The organism is Fortiea contorta PCC 7126 (assembly GCF_000332295.1).
GTDB classification, from domain to species: Bacteria; Cyanobacteriota; Cyanobacteriia; order Cyanobacteriales; family Nostocaceae; genus Fortiea; species Fortiea contorta.
In genome coordinates this window covers 57,357-82,801 of sequence record NZ_KB235931.1, presented here as the reverse complement: position 1 = coordinate 82,801, position 25,445 = coordinate 57,357, and the positions used below count along the sequence as shown (strand labels likewise).

At 40.2% G+C, this 25,445-nt stretch carries 20 protein-coding genes; 4 read left to right on the top strand and 16 right to left on the bottom strand.

Annotation, left to right across the window (positions count from 1 at the left end):
- The first annotated feature begins 90 nt into the window (after window positions 1-90).
- On the top strand, window positions 91-2,643 hold the full coding sequence (locus MIC7126_RS28745) for a DUF4114 domain-containing protein (RefSeq protein ID WP_017655813.1): 2,553 nt from the start codon (window positions 91-93) through the stop codon (window positions 2,641-2,643).
- Window positions 2,644-2,717: 74 nt separating this feature from the next.
- Here the strand turns inward: MIC7126_RS28745 and MIC7126_RS0124735 are convergent, their stop codons facing one another.
- Entirely contained in the window at window positions 2,718-3,650 is a 933-nt protein-coding gene (locus MIC7126_RS0124735; RefSeq protein WP_026100509.1) for a glycosyltransferase family 2 protein, read from the bottom strand.
- A gap of 112 nt (window positions 3,651-3,762) precedes the next feature.
- Window positions 3,763-4,554 (bottom strand): aspartyl/asparaginyl beta-hydroxylase domain-containing protein, encoded by a 792-nt coding sequence (locus MIC7126_RS0124730; protein ID WP_026100508.1) that lies wholly within the window; start codon window positions 4,552-4,554, stop codon window positions 3,763-3,765.
- 206 nt (window positions 4,555-4,760) lie between these two features.
- Here MIC7126_RS0124730 and MIC7126_RS0124725 point away from each other — a divergent pair, with 206 nt between their 5' ends.
- Window positions 4,761-6,230 (top strand): amidohydrolase family protein, encoded by a 1,470-nt coding sequence (locus MIC7126_RS0124725; RefSeq protein ID WP_017655810.1) that lies wholly within the window; start codon window positions 4,761-4,763, stop codon window positions 6,228-6,230.
- Between the two features lie 108 nt (window positions 6,231-6,338).
- Here the strand turns inward: MIC7126_RS0124725 and MIC7126_RS0124720 are convergent, their stop codons facing one another.
- From MIC7126_RS0124720 to MIC7126_RS0124690, 7 genes are all read right to left on the bottom strand, one after another.
- Entirely contained in the window at window positions 6,339-7,190 is an 852-nt protein-coding gene (locus tag MIC7126_RS0124720) for a DUF4437 domain-containing protein (protein ID WP_017655809.1), read from the bottom strand.
- The gene (hisS, locus tag MIC7126_RS0124715) at window positions 7,187-8,584 is read right to left on the bottom strand and encodes a histidine--tRNA ligase (RefSeq protein ID WP_017655808.1); all 1,398 of its coding nucleotides are present in this window, start codon (window positions 8,582-8,584) and stop codon (window positions 7,187-7,189) included. Before hisS ends, MIC7126_RS0124720 begins: the two co-directional genes overlap by 4 nt.
- 95 nt (window positions 8,585-8,679) lie before the next feature.
- Complete coding sequence (locus MIC7126_RS0124710; protein ID WP_026100507.1) at window positions 8,680-9,135, bottom strand: DUF3598 family protein; 456 nt, start codon at window positions 9,133-9,135, stop codon at window positions 8,680-8,682.
- A 40-nt stretch (window positions 9,136-9,175) separates the two neighbouring features.
- Window positions 9,176-10,456 carry a 3-phosphoshikimate 1-carboxyvinyltransferase gene (gene aroA, locus MIC7126_RS0124705; RefSeq protein ID WP_017655806.1) on the bottom strand — a complete coding sequence of 427 codons (1,281 nt, stop codon included), beginning with the start codon at window positions 10,454-10,456 and terminating at the stop codon, window positions 9,176-9,178.
- Between the two features lie 162 nt (window positions 10,457-10,618).
- A complete protein-coding gene (locus MIC7126_RS0124700) occupies window positions 10,619-13,771 on the bottom strand; it encodes a plasmid replication protein, CyRepA1 family (protein WP_017655805.1) in 3,153 nt (1,050 codons plus the stop codon).
- A gap of 266 nt (window positions 13,772-14,037) precedes the next feature.
- Window positions 14,038-14,577: a DOMON-like domain-containing protein gene (locus MIC7126_RS0124695; RefSeq protein ID WP_017655804.1), complete on the bottom strand. Its 540-nt coding sequence runs from the start codon at window positions 14,575-14,577 to the stop codon at window positions 14,038-14,040.
- A complete protein-coding gene (locus MIC7126_RS0124690) occupies window positions 14,574-15,692 on the bottom strand; it encodes a phosphotransferase enzyme family protein (RefSeq protein WP_017655803.1) in 1,119 nt (372 codons plus the stop codon). Before MIC7126_RS0124690 ends, MIC7126_RS0124695 begins: the two co-directional genes overlap by 4 nt.
- A 291-nt stretch (window positions 15,693-15,983) precedes the next feature.
- On the opposite strand from MIC7126_RS0124690, the gene MIC7126_RS0124685 reads away from it, so the two are divergent.
- Window positions 15,984-16,343, top strand: coding sequence for a hypothetical protein (locus tag MIC7126_RS0124685; RefSeq protein WP_017655802.1), 360 nt, complete (start codon window positions 15,984-15,986; stop codon window positions 16,341-16,343).
- A gap of 56 nt (window positions 16,344-16,399) precedes the next feature.
- Here the strand turns inward: MIC7126_RS0124685 and MIC7126_RS0124680 are convergent, their stop codons facing one another.
- The 6 genes from MIC7126_RS0124680 to MIC7126_RS0124655 all read right to left on the bottom strand — a co-directional run bounded on the left by MIC7126_RS0124680 (window position 16,400) and on the right by MIC7126_RS0124655 (window position 22,210).
- Window positions 16,400-16,975: a Uma2 family endonuclease gene (locus MIC7126_RS0124680; protein WP_017655801.1), complete on the bottom strand. Its 576-nt coding sequence runs from the start codon at window positions 16,973-16,975 to the stop codon at window positions 16,400-16,402.
- 35 nt (window positions 16,976-17,010) lie between these two features.
- Complete coding sequence (locus tag MIC7126_RS0124675; protein ID WP_017655800.1) at window positions 17,011-18,192, bottom strand: n-acyl-d-glucosamine 2-epimerase; 1,182 nt, start codon at window positions 18,190-18,192, stop codon at window positions 17,011-17,013.
- Between the two features lie 355 nt (window positions 18,193-18,547).
- Window positions 18,548-18,931, bottom strand: coding sequence for a hypothetical protein (locus MIC7126_RS0124670; protein ID WP_026100506.1), 384 nt, complete (start codon window positions 18,929-18,931; stop codon window positions 18,548-18,550).
- Between the two features lie 16 nt (window positions 18,932-18,947).
- Complete coding sequence (locus tag MIC7126_RS0124665) at window positions 18,948-19,313, bottom strand: hypothetical protein (RefSeq protein WP_238553714.1); 366 nt, start codon at window positions 19,311-19,313, stop codon at window positions 18,948-18,950.
- A gap of 149 nt (window positions 19,314-19,462) precedes the next feature.
- A complete protein-coding gene (bchB, locus tag MIC7126_RS0124660; protein WP_017655797.1) occupies window positions 19,463-20,989 on the bottom strand; it encodes a ferredoxin:protochlorophyllide reductase (ATP-dependent) subunit B in 1,527 nt (508 codons plus the stop codon).
- 222 nt (window positions 20,990-21,211) lie between these two features.
- Window positions 21,212-22,210 (bottom strand): aldo/keto reductase, encoded by a 999-nt coding sequence (locus MIC7126_RS0124655; protein ID WP_017655796.1) that lies wholly within the window; start codon window positions 22,208-22,210, stop codon window positions 21,212-21,214.
- A gap of 84 nt (window positions 22,211-22,294) precedes the next feature.
- Here MIC7126_RS0124655 and MIC7126_RS0124650 point away from each other — a divergent pair, with 84 nt between their 5' ends.
- On the top strand, window positions 22,295-22,834 hold the full coding sequence (locus MIC7126_RS0124650; RefSeq protein ID WP_017655795.1) for a hypothetical protein: 540 nt from the start codon (window positions 22,295-22,297) through the stop codon (window positions 22,832-22,834).
- Window positions 22,835-23,117: 283 nt separating this feature from the next.
- On the opposite strand, the gene glgB is transcribed toward MIC7126_RS0124650, so the two are convergent.
- A complete protein-coding gene (glgB, locus tag MIC7126_RS0124645) occupies window positions 23,118-25,412 on the bottom strand; it encodes a 1,4-alpha-glucan branching enzyme (protein ID WP_026100505.1) in 2,295 nt (764 codons plus the stop codon).
- Between the last annotated feature and the right edge of the window lie 33 nt (window positions 25,413-25,445).

Sequence of the window (25,445 nt, the reverse complement as noted above, 5' to 3'; positions counted from 1 at the left end):
AATTGTATAAACTTCCAGCTTTATCTGGAATATCAATCTGGAAACCAAACTCGAAAATTGTTAGCAACCTGTTATTTAATGAGGTAAAAAATGGTTAGCTCACTCATCTATTATAAATTTTCTAACGCTAATAAAAGTCTCACGGGGAATTTTTCTTTTGATCAAGCTGCGGCTGTAGATCAACAAGTAACACTTGCAGAAGGCTTAAATATTTCTGCTACTTACACTGGGCAGACTTATACTCAAGCTAATGACGCTTTAGCATTATTATTGACCAACTCATTAGGCGAAATTTCCAGTCAAGGATTGGGATTGCAATTTGTTACTAATGCTTTCACCGTTAATGCTGAAAATTTCTTTGTCTCTGCTCCTAGTAGTGCTCAGACTGTTACCTACAGCCGCATTTATGCACCGACAGATTTAGTATTCAATACGATTTACAATTTCACCAGCGCAGACAAAAGCTTAACAGGAAGCATAGCTTTTAATCAAGGGACGACGGCTGACCAACAGGTGACAATAGCTGAAGGCTTGAAAGTTAACTTCACCTATAATGGCAAGACTTATACTCAAGTTAATGATGGTCAAGCATTATTATTAACTAACTTATTAGGAGAAATAGCTGATTTAGGGTTAGGGCTACAATTTGTCGCTGATGGCTTTACAATCAATGCTGACAATTTTGTGGCAGGAAATAAAGCTCAAAATATTACTTACACCCGTGTACAAGCACCAACAAATTCAGCATTAAGTGCTATCAGTATCAATGAAAATGTCGCAGCGGGGACGGTAATTGCTAGCTTTAATACTACTGATTCTGATGTTGGTAATACTTTCATCTATAGCTTAGTTGCTGGTAGTGGTGATACTGATAATGCTGCTTTTACCATTGATGGTGACCAACTCAAAATCAATGCCTCTCCCAATTTTGAAGCTAAACTTAGTTATAGCATCCGTGTTAGAACAACAGATAACGACGGATTGACATTTGAAAAACCATTAACAATTACAGTCAAAGATATTAATGAAACACCGACCAATTTAGTATTCAATACAATTTACAATTTCAACAGCACAGACAAAAGCCTAACAGGAAGCATAGCTTTTAATCAAGGGACAACGGCTGACCAGCAAGTGACAATAGCTGAAGGCTTGAAAGTTAACTTCACCTATAATGGCAAGACTTATACTCAAGTTAATGATGGTCAAGCATTATTATTAACTAACTTATTAGGAGAAATAGCTGATTTAGGGTTAGGGCTACAATTTGTCGCTGATGGCTTTACAATCAATGCTGACAATTTTGTGGCAGGAAATAAAGCTCAAAATATTACTTACACCCGTGTACAAGCACCAACAAATTCAGCATTAAGTGCTATCAGTATCAATGAAAATGTCGCAGCGGGGACGGTAATTGCTAGCTTTAATACTACTGACCCTGATGTTGGTAATATTTTCACCTACAGCTTAGTTGCTGGTAGTGGTGATACTGATAATGCTGCTTTTACCATTGATGGTGACCAACTCAAAATCAATAGCTCTCCCAATTTTGAAGCTAAACCTAGTTATAGCATTCGCGTTAAAACAACAGACCAAGGTGGACTTTCTTTTGATAAATCCTTGACTGTTAATGTCAACAATATTGTTATCCCTGCTCAATTGACCAAGGGTAATAATGATGTTTTTAATATCAAAGGTGACAATGGTAAAGGCACACTCAAATTTAACATTATTAGCAGCACTCCTAATGCTAATCAATTGAATGAATTGGGTGTGTTTAATGTTGATGATGCAGCGGGTACTATTAGAGATAGTGCAGGTAATTCACTGCTTCCAGGTGCGGAAGGTTACGCCAAAGCAGCCTTAGCAAGAGCCAAGATACTTTTCTCCACTATTGCTAATTTACCGAATGGATTTAATAATAGTGATGTAGTGCGATCGCTGCAATTAAATTCTGATGCTAATGTCAGATTTTACTTGGTTCAAGGCAATACAACTAAGAGTGTTATCAATAAAGGTAGCTACGGTGATGTAGTGTTTTCAGCTACCCAAAATATCAAAGATTCAGGAAATGGTAATTTCTCTCTCAGCTTCCCAAATCTAGTGGTAAATCTGCAAGCGACCAATCAACCATTAGATTCAGGTTTGAGTAATACATCTGGTCAGCAAGGCGCTACAAATGCAGAACTGCTTTATGTGACTGATAAGGTCAACGCTACTTTTGTGATCAACAGAGAAGCAGGTTATGATAACTTTATTGGCTTTTATAAAGTGACTGATGAAACTGGTACTATTAATATTAATGGTACAGTTTATAAACCTGGGGATTCTGGTTACACTCAAGCAGCAATTAATAGTAGGGTCGCAGGTTTTACTGGAATTAATCAAGCAACGGTAACAGCCCAAGGAAAATTTAGTCCTAATGCCATATTTGCACCATTTATCATTGCTAATGGTGATCCCAGCACATATATCAGCCGCGAAAATCCTGTTTATTTCTCGTTCTTGGGCGCTAATCCTAATAGCGACAAACAAGTGAATCATGTTCGGCTATTAGGTAATAACACTTTTGGCTTTGAGGATTTACCAAATGGTGGTGATCAAGATTTCAATGATGTAATTGTGCGAGTTAATTTGAGTTAAAATGCTAGAGTTTGTAGTCAGGGATTTAGTAGCCGAACTAAAGTTCTGACTACAAACTAGATACATCACTTTATTTAATTGATTTTGCTATATGCTTCATAAACGCCTTTGACGTTGTACCAATTGAGAAAGATGCGGGCGATTTCTAAAGCTAATTGGGGTTTACCTAGATTAATTAGCCATTGCAAAAATGGTGCCATTGTCCGCTCGTTTAGTGCGCCATTGAGAGAGAGAATACCCCACAATAAGCGATGAAACCAAGTCATTTGAATCATCATTCGTACTTCCCAAGTGGGGTGTTTTTGATAGAATAAAACACCCATGCGACCGCGTTGCATTTCTTGGTCAATTAAGCGGGGAATTTGCGCTAAACTAAATGGTGGATGCCAGTGATAACCAACGGCTGCTGGACATTTGATTAGTTTTAAACCGAGTTTTTTTAATCTGACGCCTAGTTCTAAATCTTCCCAGCCATAAAGTTGAAAGCTGGTGTCAAAGAGTCCGGCTTTTTCTAACCAATGTTTAGGGATAGCTACATTACCGGTAGCAAAGAATGCGGCTGAGAAATCTGTGATTTTGTAAGGTTCAGCGGTGGGATTGGCGAAGTTACTAGTATTAATTACTGCACCGTAAGTAAAAAAGCGATCGCTTGCTAATTTCTCTTTTCCTTGCAATAATGCATCTGCATGGGCTTGCAAAAAGTTCGATAGCACGACTAAATCGCTATCAATAAAGATAATTATCTCTCCTATTGCCTGTTTTACCCCTAAATTTCGAGCTACTGCAGGGCCAGCATGGTCTTGCTCAAACCAGCGGACATGAGGAAACTGGTCTTTATTCTCCTCTAACCATGCTAATGTACCATCGGTAGAGCCATCATCTACCACAACAATTTCATAACCAGTAACAGCACTCATGTCTGTCAACTCTTGTGCTTCTAGAGCTAGCAGACACTTAGCTAAAATTGGCTGGCGATTATAAGTCGGGATTACAACGCTAAAAAACACACTCTCACCCACAACAATATTACTCTTTTTTGATATTAATTCATAATTTTTACAGTTTACGAATACATTCAAAAGAGTGTTTTTCATGTAATTGGGAACTGCTATATTTAGCTCATAAAGCTTTATCCCATTCTAGCTGATGAGCCAAACCATACTTGATAAAATCTTCAGTTTTAGCCTGATCATTTTTACCGAAAACACCTAAACTATAAGGATTATCTTGCATACGTTTTGTAACTTGCTCTTTTTCAAATTGCAAGACGTCTTCCCTCGGCTGGTCTGGCTTAAAAAAGTCTACCACTAAGACAGTTCTGTCATAATTCGTATAGTTATGTGGACAGTGGGGATAGCTATGATCTAAAATCATGAAATTTCCTTCCTGCCAATAAAATAAATCGTGGCAAATTTTCATAGCCACATCCCCTGCAGGTACAATCAATCCTAAATATCCACGATTCATGTGCGGGTTATAATTTACATGCAGCTTGACGTCTAAACCTGGATGGAATGTACCAAAATAAACGTTTCTAATAATTGGATCATCAACGTTAACTGTTGCTATCACTTGAGCCAAATTGGCAAAATATTTTGTTCTCAAAGCCAGTGCTTTATTTGCTGCCTCATTTGGTTGATAATCAGGATATGTGATTTGATAATTTTGGATATATGTTTCAATAAACATACCTTGAAACAAAATTCCCAAAGCGCTATATTTAGCATTACCTTTAGTTTTAATCGTTTTGTTTTTAGGACTTAATATCTCATCAGCAAACTTTAATTCTTCATCAGACGCCTGTTGCTTAAAATATATAAATTCATCTCTAATCACTTGCCAATTTTCTTGAAAGTTCTTGAGAAAAGGAAATTGCTTTGCATCTAGATGATATTCATTAAAAACTGCCATTTGTTTCTCTCCTGCAGATGGTTTCATCAAAAAATGTTACATATTTAGGGAATTTGATATAACTTCCGGTAGGGTGTGAGCATTACTGACTAAAAAACTATGCCCAGAGTTCTGAATTGGAACTGAGACAAAGCTGCAATCAAACATATCTATATTAATATTATCTGGACTTTGGGTTATATAATCATTTTATCGTGAGGTATGTTGTGTCTGAATCTCCCTTATTAGATATAATCATTAAAAATGTACATGTAGTTCGCCCCCATCAAGATACTGTTGAACTACTGGATTTAGGAATTAAAGACGGGAAATTTGCTCAGATAGCTCCTAATATTAACCCAGATGAAGGTAAAGAAGTATTTAATGCCCAAAATTTGCTAGGGTTTCCAGGGGTTGTGGACGCCCACATGCACATTGGTATTTATCAACCTCTAGACAAAGATGCAGTCACAGAAACCAAAGCAGCTGCAATGGGGGGAGTCACAACTAGTCTCAACTACATCCGCACAGGGCAGTATTATCTCAATAAAGGTGGCTCTTATCAAGATTTTTTTCCGGAAGTTTTAGCGTTATCTGCAGGTAATTTCTTTGTTGATTACAGCTATCATGTCGCCCCTATCGCTGGACAACATATTGATGAAATACCATTATTGTTTGAGGAATATGGTGTATCTTCATTTAAAATATTCATGTTTTATGGTGGTTATGGATTGCATGGTTTATCAGAGAAACAAAACCTGTTTTTAATGATTAATAAAGAGGAAAGGTATGACTTTGCTCATTTTGAATTTATTATGCGCGGTATCACTCGTTTAATTGCCAAACATCCACAAGCAAAAGATACTATTAGTTTGAGTTTACATTGCGAAGTTGCGGAGATTTTGAACGCTTATACAAAAATAGTAGAAAATGATTCTAGTTTGAGTGGGCTACAGGCTTACAGTGCGGCGCGTCCCCCTCATGCGGAAGGTTTAGCAATTTGCATTGCTGCTTATTTAGCTCATGAAACTAATTGTGCCAATATCAATTTATTGCATCTGAGTTCGCGTAAAGCAATGGAAGCAGCTTTAACTATGCAAACTGCTTTTCCTCATATTAACTTTCGCCGAGAAGTAACTGTGGGACATTTGCTTTTAGATGTTGATACTCCTGCGAATACTTGGGCGAAAGTTAACCCCCCAATTCGTCCCCGTGCTGATGTAGAATATTTATGGCAAGCAGTGCTTAATCATCAAGTAGATTGGATAGTTAGTGATCATGCTTGTTGTGCTGCTGAACAAAAAAGAAGTGTTAAACACCCGAATAATATTTGGTTAGCAAAATCTGGTTTTGGTGGTACAGAATATTTGCTTTCAGGTGTATTTAGTGAAGGTAGTAAGCGGGGAATGTCTTACAACCACATGGCTAAATTGTTATCTTGGAACCCATCTCGGCGTTTTGGTTTGTTAGAAAAGGGCGATATTGCGATTGGTTATGATGCAGATTTGGTGTTAGTTAATCCCTATGAAACTTTCACGGTGAATGCTGCGGAATCGGAATCGCAACAAGGTTACACTCCTTTTGCAGGTATGGAGTTGACGGGGCGCGTGAAAAGTACTTTTTTGCGAGGAAATTTGATTTATGACAACGGTCAGGTTTTAGGTTCGCCAATTGGGCGTTATTTAAAGAGATGTTAGATTATTGGTTTTGCATATTGATGGGATGATTTTTATCGCGCAAAGGCGCAAAGGCGCAAAGAAAAGAACGCTAAGAACGACTTTTGTAAGAGGTTTAGTAACTGGAAATTAATCTTGATGGATGTATGATAAAACTGTTCCGTGTTTGGATAAATCTCTGTCAATGCGGACGAAGAATAAACCGCCATCGTCTGTTGTGTGTCTGGGGACTGTTGTGAAGCTGGGAACGTAACCAAAATTGTCTTTTGCAAAGCGATAATTGCCGATATCGCAGTACCCAGCTAGACCGTAAGATTCTTCATTATATGATTGAATCATTTGATATTTGCCGTCATAATGTGGCAATATACTCAGCAACCATACGCCCCCTCCTTGGCTATCTTTTCTCAGCCATTTTTTGCTTGCTTGCACAAATTGAACTGTATCTGATTTACTCCAAGGTAATAATTTACTATCTAATGCGGGGATGAATTCGTGTAATTTGGCGTCTGGATGATTATGCTCTGCATTTGTATATTTGAGGAGGCTGTTTTCCATCCAAAGAATTTCAACTTCTCTATCTAAAACTTGCCAAGGGCCTACTTTCACACCTGCAGGGATAAATGAATAACTATGTTTGCTAAGTTGCCATTCATCTATTTGAATTGTACCTTTGAGGACGAAAATTTCTAAATCTGCGGTGAAGACGCCGGCTGGGGCTGCAAAGTTAGGTGGTAGAGTTATTTTGGCAGTAGATGCACCGTTATCATGCCATGTTAATAGTTGACGGTTTCCAGTTATTACATTATCTGGCATTCCTGGTATTCGCCAATCATTTTCTATGGTGACAATGTTCGTATGAAAGAATTGATATTTTCGGGGTATATATGTAGGAGAAATTGCTGTGTGTCTCCCCGATAAATTCATTCTTCCTCTACCGTCTCCACCCCAATCTTCTCTGATATTGGTTTCATCCTTCATACTTCATCCTTCAATCTTTGTTTAATTTCTGCGGCTAAGTTATCCCAAGTTACTGTTATTTGCTCACCTGTTTGTAAATCTTTAAGTGCAGATTTTTGTGCTGTTGCTTCTTCGGAGCCAATAATTACACAAAATTGAATTCCTTGTTTATCAGCTAGTTGGAATTGCTTTCCTAAACCTTTTTTATCAAAACTAGTGACTACATTGATACCAGCTTGGCGGAGTTGCTGAGAAATTTTTAAATAAATTGGCATTAATTCATCTTGCATATTTACTACCATTACCTGTGCTGGTGTCGCAGCTAAGGTATTAAGAATTCCGACTTTTAGCAAGCGACTAATTAACCGCGTTAAACCGATGGAAATACCGACACCAGGCATTTTTTCGCCTAAAAATGTGCCGACTAATTCTTCGTATCTACCACCAGAACAAATACTACCTAAAGTTTCATGTCCTAGTAAAGTTGTTTCGTAGACTGTGCCTGTATAGTAGTCTAGACCACGAGCGATCGCTAAATCAATACAGAAACGATTTTCGGGAACTCCTAGGTTACGCACGCCTGTAATTACTGTTGCTAATTCACTCACTCCTAAAGCAAATTGTTCTGCTTCTGGGAGGCTTTGCGCTAAATGTTGAAGTTTTTCTAAAACTGTGTCAACACTGCCATTAATTTTAATAAAATCAATAATTTTTGCAGTCTGCTCTGCTGAAATATCTTCTTTTTCTAATTCTTGTTTAACTTTAGCTTCGCCAATTTTTTCTAAATTATCAATAATGCTAATACAGGTTTTAATTTTATTTTCAGCGATTCCCATTGACTGAAAGAAACCTGTGAGGACTTTGCGGTTATTGATGCGAATTAGAAAATCACCGATATTAATTGCTGTAAATATCTCAGTGATAATTGCCGGCATTTGAGCATCATAAAGTAAACTCAATTGCGTTCGAGCAACTACATCAATATCACATTGGCGAAACTGACGGAATCGCCCATCTTTTGCTCGTTCACCACGAAAAACTACATCGAGTTGATAACGAGCAAAAGGAAACGTTAATTCATTTAAGTGACGCGCAATGTAAGCTGCTAAAGGAACTGTTTGGTCAAATTTTAACGCTCTCGCTTCTGAACCTGTTTCGCCGGCTTTGTCTTTTTCTGCTTGGCGATTTGCTGGCAAAATCGGTTCAATACCATAAATGATATTATCGCCTTGATTGCCTTTAGCTTGCAGCACTTCTAGACGTTCAACTGCGGGAGTTTCGATAGGTGTAAATCCATAGCTTTCAAACACTCTGCGAATGGTATCTAATAAATATAATTCTAGGCGTTTTTCACTAGGCAGAAATTCGGGAAAGCCACTAGGATTAGAGAAATTAATTTTGTCGTTTTTGGCCATAGTTGAAACTCTTGAGATTAAATACTATTGGTGCGTTAACAAAGTGTAACGCACCTGATAAATATAATATGGATTTGATTTATTCTGAGACAATTTTACAGTGATTCTTTTAATCGTTCTTCGTTGATGAGGGTGCGTTGATAAATTTGATGATTTTTAAACCAATGCCAGGTACGAGCACGATGGTTATTATCAGAGCTAATTTGGATCATTTCGTAGACGCTAATCTCTGGTGCTGCTTTATAAACGAATGACAAAATCACTGTTGAGTCGTCTACTTCCCAGGCTTTGCCTTGGATGCGGTCTGTATCAAACCACAGTTTTTGCTCACAATAATTTCCGGGAAATCTATATTCTTCTTGTTTACCATCAGGCCATTTATAGCGATTGATTTGGTAGTAAGAAAAGGGGCTATTTTCGGGAAATTGGCAAGTTAAGTGAGATGCATAGTTATCAATAATTCTACCTGTAGCATCAACTATTGTATATGTGCCTACCCAATCTCCTTCATGACGAGCTAGTACGGGCATTTCTGTAAGGATGTTAGACATTATATAGTTCCTATTGGGGAATGAATGAGTGAGGAAATAATTAATTTTCGATCATCTGCAAGAATCGAGTAAAGTAATCTGGGAAGGTTTTTGCTGTACAATTGGGGTCTTTGATGATGATTCCTGGTGCTTTTAAACCGGTCACAGCAAATGCCATTGCCATGCGGTGGTCGTGATAAGTTTCAATGGGTGCGGGAGTAATTACGCTGGGTTCAATCTTTAACCCGTCTGCAAATTCTTCTACTGTCACGCCTAGGCGCTGTAATTCGGTGACAACGGCGCGGATGCGTTCAGTTTCTTTGTAGCGTATGTGTTCCACATTCCGAATGGTAACAGGTGAAGTGGCAAAAGGTGCGATCGCTCCCAAAGTTTGCACCAAGTCTGACATATCATTCATATCAATATCAATGCCCTGCAATTGTTTCGGCCCCCTCACCTCGGTGTAATCATCCCCTTCCTCAATTTGACAACCCATCTGTTCTAAAACATTTAGCCACAGAATATCACCTTGACAGGATTTTTTAGTCAAATACTTTACCCGCACCCTTCCACCAGTGACGGCGGCGGCAGCAAAAAAGTAAGAAGCATTAGACGCATCTGGTTCTATAGTATAATTCCTAGGCTGGTAGCGCTGACCTGCGGGAATTTGAAAGAGATTTTCGCCATTTTGATTGACTTCTACACCAAAGTCTGCCATCAGGCGACATGTCATCTGTACATAAGATTGAGAAACCAGCGTCCCTTCCACTTCAATAGTTGTATCTGCTTGAGCGTAGGGTGCAATCATCAACAATGCTGATAGTTGCTGACTAGTTTGATTAGCTGGTAAGCGGATATGTCCACCAGCAAATCCCTGTCCGTAAATAGTGTAGGGCATAAAACCAGGATTGCCCTCAAAATTAACGGTTGTCCCCCCTGTTTGCAACACTTTCAGCAAGTCACCCATGGGGCGTTCCCGCATTCGAGGTACACCATCGAGGCGATATTCACCATTACCCAATGCTACCATCGCCGTGATAAACCTAGCGGCTGTTCCCGCTAAACCGACGAATAAATCTGCTTGTTGAGTGGGAATTTCTCCACCTTTTCCCGACACCTGAATTTGCGCGTGATGAGAATTCAGTGTGATGGGAATACCCAAATTTTCTAAACATTTGGCAAAATACTGGCTGTCGTCGCTAAATAAAGCATTTTCTAAAATCGAGTCGCCTTGAGCTAATGCAGCTACCAGTAATGCTCGATTAGTAATACTCTTAGAACCAGGAATCTCTACTGTGGCATTAATTGGGCGATTGGGGGTAGGGATAGCGATGGTATCCACGTTAAACCTCTATGCAGATGTCGGCTACAAGTTATTATGTTCGCATATGATGAATGCTGGTTGATCAATATTGCATGGATGGGTTAGTCGTTTTTCGGCGTTGCTGAATTTGAATATGTAATTCAAAAATCGGCGTTGCTGAATGGTGGGTTGGTTTTTATCTCACGCATAGACGCGGAGCGGCTTCCCGCAGGGTAGGCGCAGAGGCGCAGAGGATAGACCTTTATCCTTTATTTCGCAATCGTGACTCTTCACATGAGCTAACATTAGTTGATCCCGTTGATGCCAAATGGCAAATATTTGTTGTCTCCCGTCTTTTGTTGTTTGTGCATCAATTTGGTAGACATTATTTAGCCGCTGCAGTTTCAAACCCAACAAATTTAATAGGCGGCTGAGGATTGTCATTGTTGAAACCTGCTGTTTGTCTCCTACTAAGTTAATTCCTAAGACTCTTTTGATGTGTTTATTGTTTTGGGAAGCGAGATTTTTTAAGAGAATTAAATCTGGGTCATTTTCATTAAATTTTCGTTCTGGTTCTAGAAATTGTAGCATTCCCAAAGCTCGCATGGCTTCTACTTTGAGGGTGTAAGTTTTTAAATCTGGAAGAAAAACTTGACCATCACCCCAAGATAATTGTTGATACCATTCTTGTTGATCTCGGATGTGAAAATACTCGCTTTCATGGGTGAGATAATAATGAAGTAATAATTGGCAATAGTAACCTTTTTCGTCTTGTAGTTTTAATAGAGGGGTAACTGTGATGCCATATCTTTGTCTGAGTAGGTATTTATGAATTTGGTTGCGCTCTGCGTCGGTGAGAGAATGCTTGACTAATAACTGTTCATATTCAACATAGTCGATATCTCTGGCTGTGGCGACAGCGGTTGCTGCTACTAATTGATTTTGCAATTTAATGTCTCGCATTTTGCGCTTAATTTCTTTGGCTTTTTGGCGACTTTGTTCCCAATCTTTTTTAACTTTGACAATTTCTAAAATTAACCTTTGGCGAGTGGCTAAATCTGTTGGCTCTGTCGCTAAAAATGTCAGTCTTAAATCTCGAATAATGTTGTTGTGAACGGCGTTACTCCGAGTCCAAATTTGATGTCCATCGGCAATTAAACCATCTTGAAGAGATTGGCGATAGAGACGAATAGATGCGTTGACTCTAGCGGATAGTTTCGCCCAGGTTCGTAGATGTATGGGGTCATAAACTAAGGGCAAATCTACATCTATTTTATGTAAAGGACTCAGCAGCGCTAAATTATCTTTTTGATTTTCCTGATACCAATGAGATAACAAGCGATAATTCGTGCTACCGCTACCAATTAAACCGATACCTCGCTTGGCACACCAAACAACACGCGGTACATCATCTCTGACTCTGGCTAATGCTTGTCTTGCTTCTGAATCGGGAATTACTCCTTGAAAAATACCATAAACGCGGTCGAAATGTTGAATATCTATACTAATTCCTGTGCCAATACTCGGCGTCACAAAAACTGTGTTGTATTCAATAATTTTTTGATTAATATCTGCAACAAAATCAACTGCTGCGTGTCCTGGTGTATTTGTTGTGTGACTACTAATCACTAAGGATTTAGGAAATTGCTGTCGTAATTTTTCTAGTTTTTCTTTGAGGTAACGTTCGATGGTTTCACAACTATAACGCCCAGTCCGGCTATCTGTGGTGACGTAACATTTGCGTCCGGCGATTAAGTCTAATTCTAGTTGATGAATTAGTGGTGTGGGGTTAGGAGAATCATAAAATGTCACATCCCAACCGCGTTGAGGTTGCCATTGATTGACGAGTACCCAAGGAGTTAATTTAATTCCCGATAAGCCTTGTAAATATTCTAAAGAAACATTAGATAAATCAGCATCTTGAGCAATAATTAATCCCCCTGTTGTTAAAACTGTGGAAATTAACTGCTGAAAGATTTTGAGAATTTTAACACGCTTTTGTTTACAAGTATTGCTATTCAGGAGATGCCATAATGACTGTTCTACTTCATCGAGAATGATGATTGAGCCTTGCCAATCTTGAGGATTTAGTTTCCAAATAGAATCAATGCATAAGCCGAAGGAATTGGAGAGCCTCTGGGTTGTGTTGGTTTCCCAAGTTATAACCGATGATGCTGTGGGTAATTGGTTGGGAAGATGACTTGTCTCTATTTCTTTTTTAGGTATTCCCCAATTAATGCCGATTTTTTCACATAAAAACCGCCCTAATTGGATGCGGTGGGTAATTAATAAAACTTGTTGATTTGTAGCTTTAGCTCGGTTAACTACGGCTTTTAATCCTGTGGTTTTACCTGTGCCTTTGGCGGATTTCACTCCTACTAACCCGGTGGTGGGAAAGGGAATTTCTCCTAAGTATTGACAGTTGACGGTAAGAGCAGCAGGAATAGTTAATTCTGTATGGGGTTTGGTTTGGGCTAGATAAATTTCTAAATCAAGACTTTGGCGATAGATTTTCTCGAAATTATTTGCACCTTTAGCAATAATAAATTCATCAACACCTTTTTCTAATCCCGGTAGTTCAATAACTTTGACTGGGCAATTTTTTTCTTGTAATAAAAAGCCAAGTTGGGAAATGGCGTTATTAACAGCGGCTATTGTTTTAGGTTTAGTTTCAAAATCAAAACAAATATAAAAGCTGCGTTGTTTAATTGCAAATGTTGCTAAGTCGGGAATTAGCTGACGACGGGTAATTTTACCAAATTTGTCTTTGATGACTCGATAACCGCTGGTGATTCCAGGAATTCCGATGGCTGCGTAACCTTGTGTTAACAACGCTGCAGCTTTTTTGACGCCTTCGCAAATTACTATGGGAATGTTTTGTGTCATCACCCATGACCAAAAACCCAAAGCTTCTCCATTGGGAGCAATGCTGATATTGTCAGGCATGGTGAGGTGATAACGTTGGGCTACTTGTTCCCATATATGTAGCGGAACTCGCAAACAAAATAATCGCGTGGGGGTGCTGGGGGGATGCTCGTATTTAATGGGCTTTCCGTCGTTATTTTGTCGGGGTTGGTTGGGCTTGAAGCATCCCCACTCCATTAATTGCCAATTGTTGAGGGGATCTAGTCCAGAACACCACCAACCACCTGCACTGATGTGGGCGTAACGTTGTAGCCAGCCACATTTTACCATTCCGGTGTTGGTGCGGGGAAGTAGTTCTGAAATTAACAAGTATTCATAGGTGTTTGCGCCTTGGAGAGACAGAAAATTTAGCCTCACCGTGTGTAAATCTATGCCACTGCTCTTGGCTAATTCCTCTAGGTGTTGGGGTTGTAAATAGTACAAATGCATGGGTGGGAACGCAAGATGATGGATTTAAAACTTAGCACGCATCCCCTGATTTTTTATTGCCAAAATGGCTTGGGTTAAGTGAGCTTTTTTTTACTTCGTTGCGGGAGATACAACGGTAAATGCAGAAGTGGGTAATTTTTCCTTGCGTGGTGGCGCGGTAATAAGTTTGTATTGTGCTATTTTTGCGTTATAAATTTTTATTTATCAGTAATTGTCTCAGTGAGGAAGATGTAGGAGAAATAATCAATAACAAATAATTGACAAATTCACAGTTCTATGGTGAAACTATCCCGACGGTGAAAGTCTGGTTCTGCGCCTTGGTGGGTGAGAGCAAAGTAAGTAATTTTGCTGTCTTTGTGTTGAATGACGGTGGTGATAGCAACTTCGATGGCTTGTGTTGGTGAGAGGATTTGATTTAAGTTTATCTGGAGAGCGATCGCTAAACTGTCAGCTAAATTTTGTACACTAAACGGTAACTGTGTCCAAGCTGTTTCTTCTCGCATTCCTTGGCGATAATCATCAAAGCGATAAACATTCCAATCTCCACTAGGAGAAAAATTAAATTCCCAATATTGAGTAGAGTTCTTCACACCAAGGAAAAATTCAAAACAGGTATTCTCCCACAATTCATGTTTTCTAGTTGGTGTATCTGTTGGCGAAGCAATGATGATTTCTTTGAGGTCGCCGCTGATTGTATACTCGATAGCGAGATGATTGTCTGTTCGAGCTATGTTACCTGTAATGTTGACGGTCGGTAAGGACTCGGAAGCAAAAAAAGGTTTGAGGAAAAACGGCTGAGAATTCATTTCATTTTCTGAATAATCTGGTCAATTGTTGTTGCTTGCGCTTCGATACTTTCAGTTAATTTAAATTGCACCAGCGCTCTAATTAAATTGTGTTCGGGATACTTGGTTTTAAAGTAAACATTCCCGGCTAAATAATCAGCAAAAAATCGCAACCCTAATTCAAAGGCAATCAGGCGGATGGCATCATATATATAGATGTAATCATTTTCTGTGAGAAAAGCTTTGGCGACAGCAAGATATCCTTGCAATATACCTTGGCAAAGCTCCGGCTCAAAGTAAACATTTTCCCAGTCTTCAGTTTCTTCGCCTGCAGGATTGCAACCCGACCGCAAACAGTCGCCAATATCATAATGTACTAAACCGGGCTTTACTGTGTCTAGGTCAATCACACTAACGGCTTTGCCAGTAATCATATCAAACATGACGTTGTTAATTTTCGGATCACCATGCATGAGACGCAGAGGTAATTTACCTGTAGCTTTGGCATTTTCGAGAATATCTGCAAAGGTTGTGCGATCGCTCACAAATTGCAAGCCATAATTAACTTCTGGGGACGTTTGCACACTAGTTTTTGCCAGCACTTGCTGATAATGTTGCAGATAAAGCGGTGTGATGTGGAATCCTGCTAGAGTGTCAGCTAAGTTTTCTGGGGGTAAGTCGCTGATGAGATGATGGAATGTACCCAGCGCATAGCCAATTTCCCTAGCTAGAGATGCATCTTTTAGGGTATCGAAAGATTGCGAACTTTCAATAAAACTAATTGCTCGCCAGAAAGAACCAGCTTCATCTATGCAATACTCCTGATGATCCTGAGTTAACAGTACGCGGGGTACTTCCCAGCGCCGATTAACTGGTGTCTTTTGCAACCGTTGATAAACATGTTCAGTGTAGATACGCATGTTTTGCATCACCAGCTTTGGTTGTCTAAATACATGTGTATTGATGCGTTGCAAGACAAAATGCTGAATATCTGGAGAATTTAATGTCACCAAAAAGGTGTCATTTATATTACCATTACCAAAAGCTTGAATATCTGTCACTCTTCCTTGCGGCGTAAATTGCTCGGCAATATTAGTAAAATTGTCTGTATCCGGTACTATCATATTTTCTGTCATCTTCTTGCTCCCCACATAAATTGCACAAAGGCAATTAGGGGATATCGTACCGTAATAGTCGCATCAAGTCTGCATAACTGTAGGAAAATTAGCATCTTGCTTGCAACAGAGATTTAATTGTCGCCGGAAGTAGTTGAAATTTACAACGAAGCTACGACTTCTGTTAGAGGAATTTTTCGGGAGTTTATAGTTATTCTAATTGAGTTCAGAGTATCTCGTGTGCTCTAAATTTTTACTCTGAAAATCGCAAAACTGTGCAAAGCATTGAGAATAAATTAACGGAGTTTTATCATGACAAATCTGATTTCTAGAGCAGTTGCTCACATCGGTTCTGTACTTAAAGACCTCCACTTCAAACGTTTTTTAGCAATTGCTATAGTTGGGTTTGTAGTGTTGACAACAAATGTTGATGGTAATCATGCTAGCAAAGCTGTAACCAAAAGTCTTGATCGAGTAGTGCATCAAGATAACTCCGAAAGACCAAAAACAACTGGTGAATGGAATCAAGAAGCGCGGGAAACTAAGGGCGACCCTGGGGAAAGAATTAAGAGAATTGGTAAAGAATCAGCAGAAGCTGTCAAAGATTTCGGTTCTGTTTATCCCAGCACCGCGAAGAGAAGCGCCCGTGAGTTGAAGGAAAATACCAAGTAGTTCATTAAAAGTAGGTTGGGTTGCGTTACACTTCACCCAACCTACAAAATCTATTACTAAAAATTGGGAAAAATTCTATTTAAATTTAAAATTACATCTTCAAATCCAGGAATAGCAATTGATTGATGGGGTAGACAAATCTGTTTGTAAACATAGCTATATTCACCTTGAGCATTTTTATAAGGTTGACGATAAACTTCAAGCTGATTAACAATTAAATTCACTATCCAGTAATCAAAAATTCCCGCTTCTGCATACAAAGCTAGCTTTTTTGTTTGGTCGTAGATCAGTGTGGAGTCAGAAATCTCCACAACTAGTAAAATATCTTCAGGGTAAGGATGATGAGCCAGATAATCAAGGTGATTTCCGCGTACTATAACGACATCTGGCTCTGGCTCGCTATCATCAGGAAGTGTAATTGGATCTTGTGCGCGAACAGTAGCCCTATCGGCTAATAGACGATCAAGTTGTTGGCACAGAATAGCGCCACAAACTGTATGGGGTGTTCCTTTCGCTACCATTTGGATCAGTTCTCCGTGAATTAATTCTAGACGATCGCCCTCCTTTAAAAATCCCAATTCAATTAGCTGATGATACTCGTCAACGGTGAATCGCTTCGGGGTAACAACCATAAAATTTTCATCCGATAAATCTACTTTTAATTTAACTAAACTGACTCTTGACTCAACGCCTCAAATTGCTGCCAACAAAGATATAATGCACGGGGTACATGAAAGCAGCCTTTCCATTTTCCACCTTTAAGATTTAACAATACTTCCCCACGACGATTAAGATAGCCGAACCATTCACCATATTCTGCATCTGCAAAGTGCGACCAAGCATAATCATGGATTTTTTGATACCATTGCCAACAGACTTCACGTTTTGTGAGACGATAAGCCATCGCTAATGCAACTAAAGACTCTAAATGAACCCACCACAACTTTTGATCCCATTCCAGTTGCTGCGGTGGATATCCCTGTGCATCCATAAAATAATACAACCCGCCATACTCATCATCCCAAGCAAAATTGAGGATATTTAACACCACATCCACAGCTTGGTTAATTGTTTTTGCATCTTGGTGACGACGAGCGATATCCATAATAAACCACATCGCCTCAATACCGTGACCAGGATTAATCAACCTTCCTTCAAAGCAATCAATGTGGGAACCGTCAGGAGCAACATTCTCAAACATTAATCCCCGTTCTTTGTCCAGAAAATCATTCATCACCTCCTCAACAGTTGCGGTTAAAACATTTTCCAAAGTTTCACTAGGTAATAACCACTCCATTTCTAAAGTTAAGTTAGCTAAAATCATCGGCACAGCCAAAGATTTCATCGGGCGCGTACCTGGATAAGTTTTGGTATACTTACCCTTGGGGTTATCTTGGCGACGCAAAACATTATTGTAAGCTTGTAGCGCCACATCCTTCGCCCACTCTTCCCCAGCAGCGAGAGCGTATTGACTAAAAGCCATTGCTGCAAAGCAATCAGAAAAGATATTGTAAGGTTGAACTAATGGTTTACCTCCACGGGTGAGAGCAAAATACCAATTACCCTCACTGTCTCTGCCATGTTGAGAGAGGAAATTTGCACCATTGCTCGCAATTTTTAACCAATTTTCCCGCTTTTCCAACTGGTTGCAAAGCATGGAAAAAGTCCACACTTGGCGATTTTGCAACCAAATAAATTTATCTGTATCATATACTTTACCCTGGCGGTCAAGACAAGTAAAGTAGCCGCCCTGCTCCCAATCAATCGAGTGAGTTTCCCAAAAAGGGAGTACATCGTTGAGGAGTGCGTTTTTGTAAAGTTGAGCCAGTGTTTGCAAGTTGTATTTCATAAATGTCCTATATGATTCTTTTTCAATTTAAAGCTTTGCGATCGCTTTGGGAATTTCTCCAGCTATGATAGCGATCGCTCATCTGATTGCGGGAATTACGCAAATGAGTACACAAACTCCAGTTTGCTTGCGGAAAACACCAAAATGAGAAAGCATTTAGCTCAAATGAGTCAGCAAACCCCAGTTTGCTTGCGGAAAACACCGAAATGAGAAAGCGTTTAGCTTAAATGACTAAACAAACTCCAGTTTGCTTGCGGAAAACACCGAAAAGAGTCAGCATTTAGCTTAAATGCTTACTAAATTTGACCTTGAGCAAAAGCTGACAAGAAACAATGAAAATATTTTTCCCTATCCCCTATCCCCTAGTCTCTAACCCCTCTTGAAAATTACTAACATGCAAAACTTCTAATTCATCAGGATGAGTTACAACCTTACGTAATGACTCACTGAAATAAACAACTTTATAATTAGGTGCAAGTTCTTTTTGCAACTGCTTCCACAAGCTAACACCTTCTGCTTCAAAAGCAGATTCCGCACGTTCATTGAGAAAACCTGGTGAATTAGCTGGGTCATCCCAATTTAATGTTGCATTGTAAGCAGACGCCCATTTTTGCAATCGGCTAATAATTCCTGAACTTAGGGGTAGTTTGACTGGATCGATGTTACCCACTTTATCAGTATCTGCCCACCATAAAGGATCGCATCCATAATCAGCCATTAGTTTAATCTTTATTGCCATAATGATTCAGGTGGAATTATGGTAATGAGGCAGGGTTGGCTCCAACTATATAACCATTATTACTTACTGTCACGGCTATATATTGTGTTTCTCCATTGAAAATTATTTCGTAGATTTCCCGACGAGGTTCTACCGTTCCCTGATAACCAAGAAATGTTCCTCTAGTTATAGCAACGATGACAGCATCCGCTATTTCGTCTTCTGAAATTCCACGTCTGGCAAAATCATCTCTATGCTGCTCTATTATGTGCGCTAAACCACTACCCTTTTTACCAGCTTTGCCCTCTTCTAAAAACACGATTTTCCCATCAGGTTGTTTAGCAATCCGCACAACTTTTTCTGGACTATGTTTAATACCAGCCTCACGAAGTTCTGCGAACAATGCCGCTATGTCATCATTCATATTTAATATAGTTTTTTAAATAATTATTAATATATAAATAAAATAATATCACATGGTGATCACTAAAATTATGCATAAAATAGGGAGTCAAGATTGCTCTTAACTCCCTAATAAATTTTATTTAAATCCTAAGCCCCGACAGCTTCTTTAGCTGCATAAAGTACCTCAGCGCTGATTTCTTTGAAACCGCGATCGCGGGCAAATTTCTCGGTGTTCCGCTTGACTTTACCCCGCACAAATCCAGGAATTTTATTCAATTCTGCTAAACCATCTTTTGTCCAATTCAAATCAGATTCAGCCGAAATTCCTTTAGTAATTACTTCTTTGGTATCGTGTCCACCGAAGATTTCTAAAAGATGATCTTCCATTCCCAAAGTGAAGGAATTGTAGATTAAATCTGTTACCTGATTTGTCCCTTCATAACCCAAAAATGGTTTGTAACCAATGGGGAAGTTTTGCACGTGGATGGGAGCAGCAATGACACCACAAGGAATATCTAAACGCTTACCGACATGGCGTTCCATTTGAGTACCGAAGATAGCGGAAGGTTCGACACGAGCGATCGCATCTCCAATTGCGCCATGATCATCGGTAATCAGCACTTCATCACAATACTCGCTCACCTGTTCCCGGAACCAATCAGCATCATACTTGCAATAAGTGCCAGCCCAAACAACATGAATTCCCATTTCCCGTGATAAAATCTTCGTCAGGGCGGCGGCGTGGGTATTGTCGCCAAACACCACAGCTTTTTTCCCTGTCAAATTCTGACAGTCAATGGAACGAGAAAACCAAGCAGCTTGTGATACATACAATGTCTGCTCGTTAATGTACTCTTCGTAACCAACTTCAGCACCTTGGGCGTTAATTACCTGCTGAATTTTGCGGATACACCGTGCAGTTTCCACTACACCCATTGGAGTAATATCTACATAAGGTGTGCCGAATTGTTCTTCTAGGTAACGGGCTGTTGTTAAACCGAGTTCGCGGTAAGGAACCAAGTTAAACCAAGCTTGCGGCATTTTTTTCAAATCATTAACCGCAGCGCCTTCAGGAATCACAGTATTCACCTCAATTCCTAAATCAGCCATCAGCCGTTTTAACTCTGTGCAATCATGCTGGTTATGGAAACCCAGAGTAGAAATGCCGATAATGTTAACTGACGGTTTTGCGGTTTTCTCTGCTGGTAATTCACCCCGCTTGCGAGCCTTTTCGATATAAAATTGCACAATTTGATGTAAGGTGCGATCGGCGGCTTGCAATTCGTTATAGCGGTAATGATTCACATCCGCTAACATCACATCCCCTTTAGCTTCCAACTGAGCACGTTCCACAAAGTTGTGCAAATCTTCTTGCAAAATACTAGAAGTGCAAGTGGGAGTGAGGACGATTAAATCTGGGTGTTCTTCAGCGTCTTTACGGGTAATATTGTCTACCACCTTTTCTTGGGAGCCACGAGCTAAAACGTTGCGATCAACAACGCTGGTAGTGACTGGGGTAAAATTTCTCTCCCGCGATAGCATGGAGCGCATCACGTTAAAATAGTCATCGCCAAGAGGCGCGTGCATGATCGCATGAACGTTTTTAAATGAACTGGCAATTCGCAGTGTACCAATATGCGCTGGGCCTGCATACATCCAGTAAGCCAATTTCATGACTATGTTCTCCCTTTTGAACTGAAATCACGCGGAGTCCGATTAGAGTATGGACTATAAATGCTGAGTTATTAGACCGACTTTGATTGTCCCAAAACTTTGGCCCTGAAGAAGTTTAGATTTGTGTAGGGGAGGGATTAGGGGTTAGGGATTAGGGGTTAGGGATTAGGGGTTAGGGGTGAGGATAAGATTTTTGTATTGAGTTACTCTGTTCCCGGTAGATTATTTTTCGCTATCGAGCATTTGCATTTGGTGTTGATCATATCGTGAACCAGCGATCGCTGTTGCAGAAATTGCCGCTTCAATCCGGTTTAAGTCGGTGGAGGAGAGGTTGACATTCACCGCTGCTAAGGATTCAGCAAGTTGAGTACGCTTGCGAGCACCAATTACTGGTACTATGTTCTCACCCTTTGCCAGTACCCAAGCGATCGCCAACTGACCAGGAAGAATACCTTTCTCTGCAGCAATTTCTGTTAATTGTGCCACTAAGCGTTGATTCTGAGCTAGATTCTCACCACTGAAGCGCGGTAAATGTGTCCTAAAATCGCCTTGTCCTGTAGGAATTGAACCACTCAGCAATCCTCGTGACAGCACACCATAAGCAGTCACACCAATTCCCAGTTCTCGAAGCACAGGAAAAATCTCGCTTTCAGGAGTGCGACTAATCAGAGAATATTCAATTTGTAAATCACTGATAGGGTGGACAGCATGAGCACGACGGATGGTATCTACACCCACTTCTGATAGCCCAATATAACGGATATAACCAGCCTGAACCAAATCAGCGATCGCCCCAATAGTATCTTCAATCGGCACTTGTGGATCTAATCGAGCCAGGCGATAAACATCAATATGATCCACACCCAAGCGAGTTAAACTATAGGTTACAAAATTCTTCACCGCTGCAGGACTTCCATCAACACCACCCCAGCCACCATCGGGAGTCCGCAAAGCGCCAAATTTTACAGATAACAAAGCTTTTTCTCGACGATTCTGAAGCGCACGACCAATTAACATCTCATTATGGCCGCTACCATAGAAATCACCAGTATCCAATAATGTTACACCATAGTCCAGAGCTGCATGAATAGTAGCAATACTTTCGTTGTCGTCCGTCGTCCCATACATTCCCGACATTCCCATACATCCCAAAGCTAAAGGGAAAACACTTAAACCTGTGGAACCGAGTTGACGAGACGCGATGCTATGTTCTGTAGTCATGGTTCTATTGCCAAAATTTCTGTATTTACCCTAAGATAACCAGTCTCATATTGCAATCTCATCCAGAGAAAAGTTGAGTATCCCATGAAATTCAGAACAATTTCCCTAGCGATCGCTACTGTGATTATTTCCTTGACCAGCTACATTCATCATCCAGTCACTGCTAATGAGCAAATTTCCCAAGCTCCCAATCCTCAAGCCCAAAAAATTACCATCGAACGTCTAGGAATAGGTGGTGTAAAACTTGGTATATCTGAAGCACAAGTTAAAAAAATCTTAGGTAAACCTGTAAAAATAGAAAACAGCTTCATGGCTGCAATTGGTAAAGTTCGTACCCTTAAATATACAGGCATCACAATTGATTTAGCTGAAGGTGTCAAACCACAACAATTTACTGTTTACCAAATCAAAACAAACAGTCCTAAATATACCACCGTAGATAAAATCAAAGTAGGTGACAAACCGTCACAAATAATTAGCACCTATGGCAAAAATGACATACTTCAAGAAGGGAAAGTAAGCCGGTTAAATTATGCAATTGAAGAACCCAGTCCCGCCGGTTTAAACTTTACTATCAAAAACGGCAAAGTAGCAGAAATTTTTTGCTTTTATGTCATGAATTAATCAGCTGAGGGGCGGGGTTTTCCCCATTGGTGTCAACTTAACGTGAAATCCATGTCCCGCTTCAGAATGAATTCTGAGTCTAATAGTAAAAGTAATCTAAAGATGACTAAAAATTCTAAAAAATCCTCAGTTTACTTTAGTAAACTTTGCCTATTAGCCTTGGAATTCATTCCAAGGCGGATAGGTAAGCCTTGCAATAAGCCATCTGTAGCTTAAGTTGACACCTATGGGTTTTCCCACCCTCTTGCTCAAAACCGACTCTAGCAGAACGCCAATTGAGAATTTAAGACTGTAGCGCCTCAGCCGTTTTCTTTTGATCCAATTTGAGAATCAACACACCCAAAGGAGGTAAACACAAATCCAGAGAATATTGACGATTGTGCAATGACCAATGTTCAGTCCATTTACCACCTAAATTTCCCATATTGCTACCGCCATATTTGCGAGCGTCAGTATTAAACAATTCAGTATAAAAACCCTCCGTAGGTACACCGATTCGATAGTGAGAATGAGGTTGGGGTGTGAAGTTACAAATTACCACCACAAAATCATCAGAATCTTTATCGCGGCGCATAAAAGAAACCACACTATGGCGATTGTCGCTACAATCAATCCACTCAAATCCTTCCTGAGCAAAATCTTGTGTATATAAAGCAGGTTCGGAACGATAAAGATGATTTAAATCTTGGAAAAACTGTTTCAATTGCTGATGTGGTTCATACTCGAATAAGTGCCATTCCAAATCAGCCCAGACATTCCACTCACTCCACTGACCAAATTCCATGCTCATAAACATGGTTTTCTTTCCTGGGTGAGCAAACATGTAAGCAAACAGAGCACGCACATTGGCGAACTTTTGCCATCTATCTCCTGGCATTTTACCAATGATATTGCTCTTGCCGTGCACCACTTCGTCATGGGACAACGCCAGCATAAAATTTTCGCTGTGGTTGTACCACATACTAAAGGTGATATTGTTTTGGTGAAATTGGCGGAACCAAGGATCCATGCTGAAATAATCTAGCATGTCATGCATCCAGCCCATATTCCATTTCAAATTAAAACCCAGTCCACCCGTGTATGTCGGCCAAGAAACCATCGGCCAAGATGTGGATTCTTCAGCAATTGACAGAGTACCAGGGAAATAACTAAAGATGAGATGATTTACCTGACGCAAGAAATCTGCTGCTTCCAGATTTTCTCGACCACCATACTGATTCGGTAGCCATTCGCCTTCTTCACGGCAATAGTCAAGATAAAGCATAGAAGCCACAGCATCAACACGAATACCATCAATGTGGTATTTATCAAACCAGAAAAGCGCGTTTGCTGCTAAGAAATTGCGTACTTCATGGCGTGAATAGTTAAATACCAGAGTACCCCATTCCTTGTGTTCACCTCTGCGGGAGTCAGCGTGTTCATATAAATGACTACCGTCAAAGAAAGCTAAACCATGTCCATCTTTGGGGAAATGACCAGGAACCCAATCGACAAGTACACCGATTTCCTGTTGGTGACATTGGTCAACAAAATACATGAAATCTTCAGCAGTCCCAAAACGGGAGGTGGGAGCATAATATCCTGTGACTTGATAACCCCAAGACCCATCAAAGGGATGCTCGGCGATGGGTAAAAGTTCCACATGGGTGTAACCCATTTCTTTCACATAGGGGATCAATCGGTCTGCTAATTCTCTGTAGGTGAGGAAGCGAGCGCCAGGATTGAGATCCGAAACCGTAACCACAGCTTCAGTTTCACCGTTGGGTAATTTAGCGGGTTCGGCGCTAGAAGCGTGTAACCAAGAGCCTAAATGTACTTCATACACTGAAACTGGTTGAGCAAGGGGATCGGTATGGCGCCGTTTCTCTAACCAATCTTCATCACTCCAGGTGTAAGCGTTTAAATCAGTGACAATAGATGCAGTTTTGGGGCGGGGTTCTTGTTGAAAACCGAAGGGATCGGATTTTTCGTAAATGTGTCCCTCGGAATTTTTGATTTCATATTTATAGTGTTCTCCGACACCGATTTCGGGAATAAACAATTCCCAAACTCCGGTAGCACCTTTACGCATTTGGTGTTGTCGCCCGTCCCAGTTATTAAAGTCTCCCAACAAAGAGACGTTGCGAGCGTTGGGCGCCCAAACCGCGAAGTAAACACCCTTAACACCTTCTACCTCTGTGGGGTGCGCTCCCAATTTCTCGTAGATTCGGTGATGATTCCCTTCTGCAAACAAATGCAAGTCAAAGTCAGTCAAGCGAGGAGAGCGGAAAGCATAAGGATCATAGCTGACACGCTCGTGTTCCCCTTCTTTAACGCGCAACTGATAATTTGCTAGTTCTGGGCTTTCAATCGTGCATTCAAAAAAGTGGGGATGGTGGGCTGCTTCCATGGGGTATTCCTTGCGTTCTTGCGGAATAACTACCCAAGCTGCAGTGGCGTTTGGTAGGTAAGCTCGCACAGCCCAAACTTTTTTACCATCTAGTTCTATGAGATGAGAACCCAATACTTCAAAAGGATCTTGATGTTGATTCCAAACGATGCGGTTAACCAGTTCAGGAGCGATCGTGGTCATTGACATTAAGGCTACCTACGTGTATTAACGTGATTGACT

What these genes read in the sequence shown, in the direction of transcription:
- MIC7126_RS0124730 (WP_026100508.1), bottom strand. Translation starts at nt 4,554, where the DNA reads ATGGCAGTTTTTAATGAATATCATCTAGATGCAAAGCAATTTCCTTTT.
- MIC7126_RS0124710 (WP_026100507.1), bottom strand. Translation starts at nt 9,135, where the DNA reads ATGTCTAACATCCTTACAGAAATGCCCGTACTAGCTCGTCATGAAGGA.
- MIC7126_RS0124700 (WP_017655805.1), bottom strand. Translation starts at nt 13,771, where the DNA reads ATGCATTTGTACTATTTACAACCCCAACACCTAGAGGAATTAGCCAAG.
- MIC7126_RS0124650 (WP_017655795.1), top strand. Translation starts at nt 22,295, where the DNA reads ATGAAATTCAGAACAATTTCCCTAGCGATCGCTACTGTGATTATTTCC.
- MIC7126_RS0124680 (WP_017655801.1), bottom strand. Translation starts at nt 16,975, where the DNA reads ATGGTTGTTACCCCGAAGCGATTCACCGTTGACGAGTATCATCAGCTA.
- bchB (WP_017655797.1), bottom strand. Translation starts at nt 20,989, where the DNA reads ATGAAATTGGCTTACTGGATGTATGCAGGCCCAGCGCATATTGGTACA.
- MIC7126_RS0124670 (WP_026100506.1), bottom strand. Translation starts at nt 18,931, where the DNA reads ATGGCAATAAAGATTAAACTAATGGCTGATTATGGATGCGATCCTTTA.
- hisS (WP_017655808.1), bottom strand. Translation starts at nt 8,584, where the DNA reads ATGGCCAAAAACGACAAAATTAATTTCTCTAATCCTAGTGGCTTTCCC.
- MIC7126_RS0124690 (WP_017655803.1), bottom strand. Translation starts at nt 15,692, where the DNA reads ATGACAGAAAATATGATAGTACCGGATACAGACAATTTTACTAATATT.
- glgB (WP_026100505.1), bottom strand. Translation starts at nt 25,412, where the DNA reads ATGTCAATGACCACGATCGCTCCTGAACTGGTTAACCGCATCGTTTGG.
- MIC7126_RS0124695 (WP_017655804.1), bottom strand. Translation starts at nt 14,577, where the DNA reads ATGAATTCTCAGCCGTTTTTCCTCAAACCTTTTTTTGCTTCCGAGTCC.
- MIC7126_RS28745 (WP_017655813.1), top strand. Translation starts at nt 91, where the DNA reads ATGGTTAGCTCACTCATCTATTATAAATTTTCTAACGCTAATAAAAGT.
- MIC7126_RS0124685 (WP_017655802.1), top strand. Translation starts at nt 15,984, where the DNA reads ATGACAAATCTGATTTCTAGAGCAGTTGCTCACATCGGTTCTGTACTT.
- MIC7126_RS0124655 (WP_017655796.1), bottom strand. Translation starts at nt 22,210, where the DNA reads ATGACTACAGAACATAGCATCGCGTCTCGTCAACTCGGTTCCACAGGT.
- MIC7126_RS0124675 (WP_017655800.1), bottom strand. Translation starts at nt 18,192, where the DNA reads ATGAAATACAACTTGCAAACACTGGCTCAACTTTACAAAAACGCACTC.
- MIC7126_RS0124720 (WP_017655809.1), bottom strand. Translation starts at nt 7,190, where the DNA reads ATGAAGGATGAAACCAATATCAGAGAAGATTGGGGTGGAGACGGTAGA.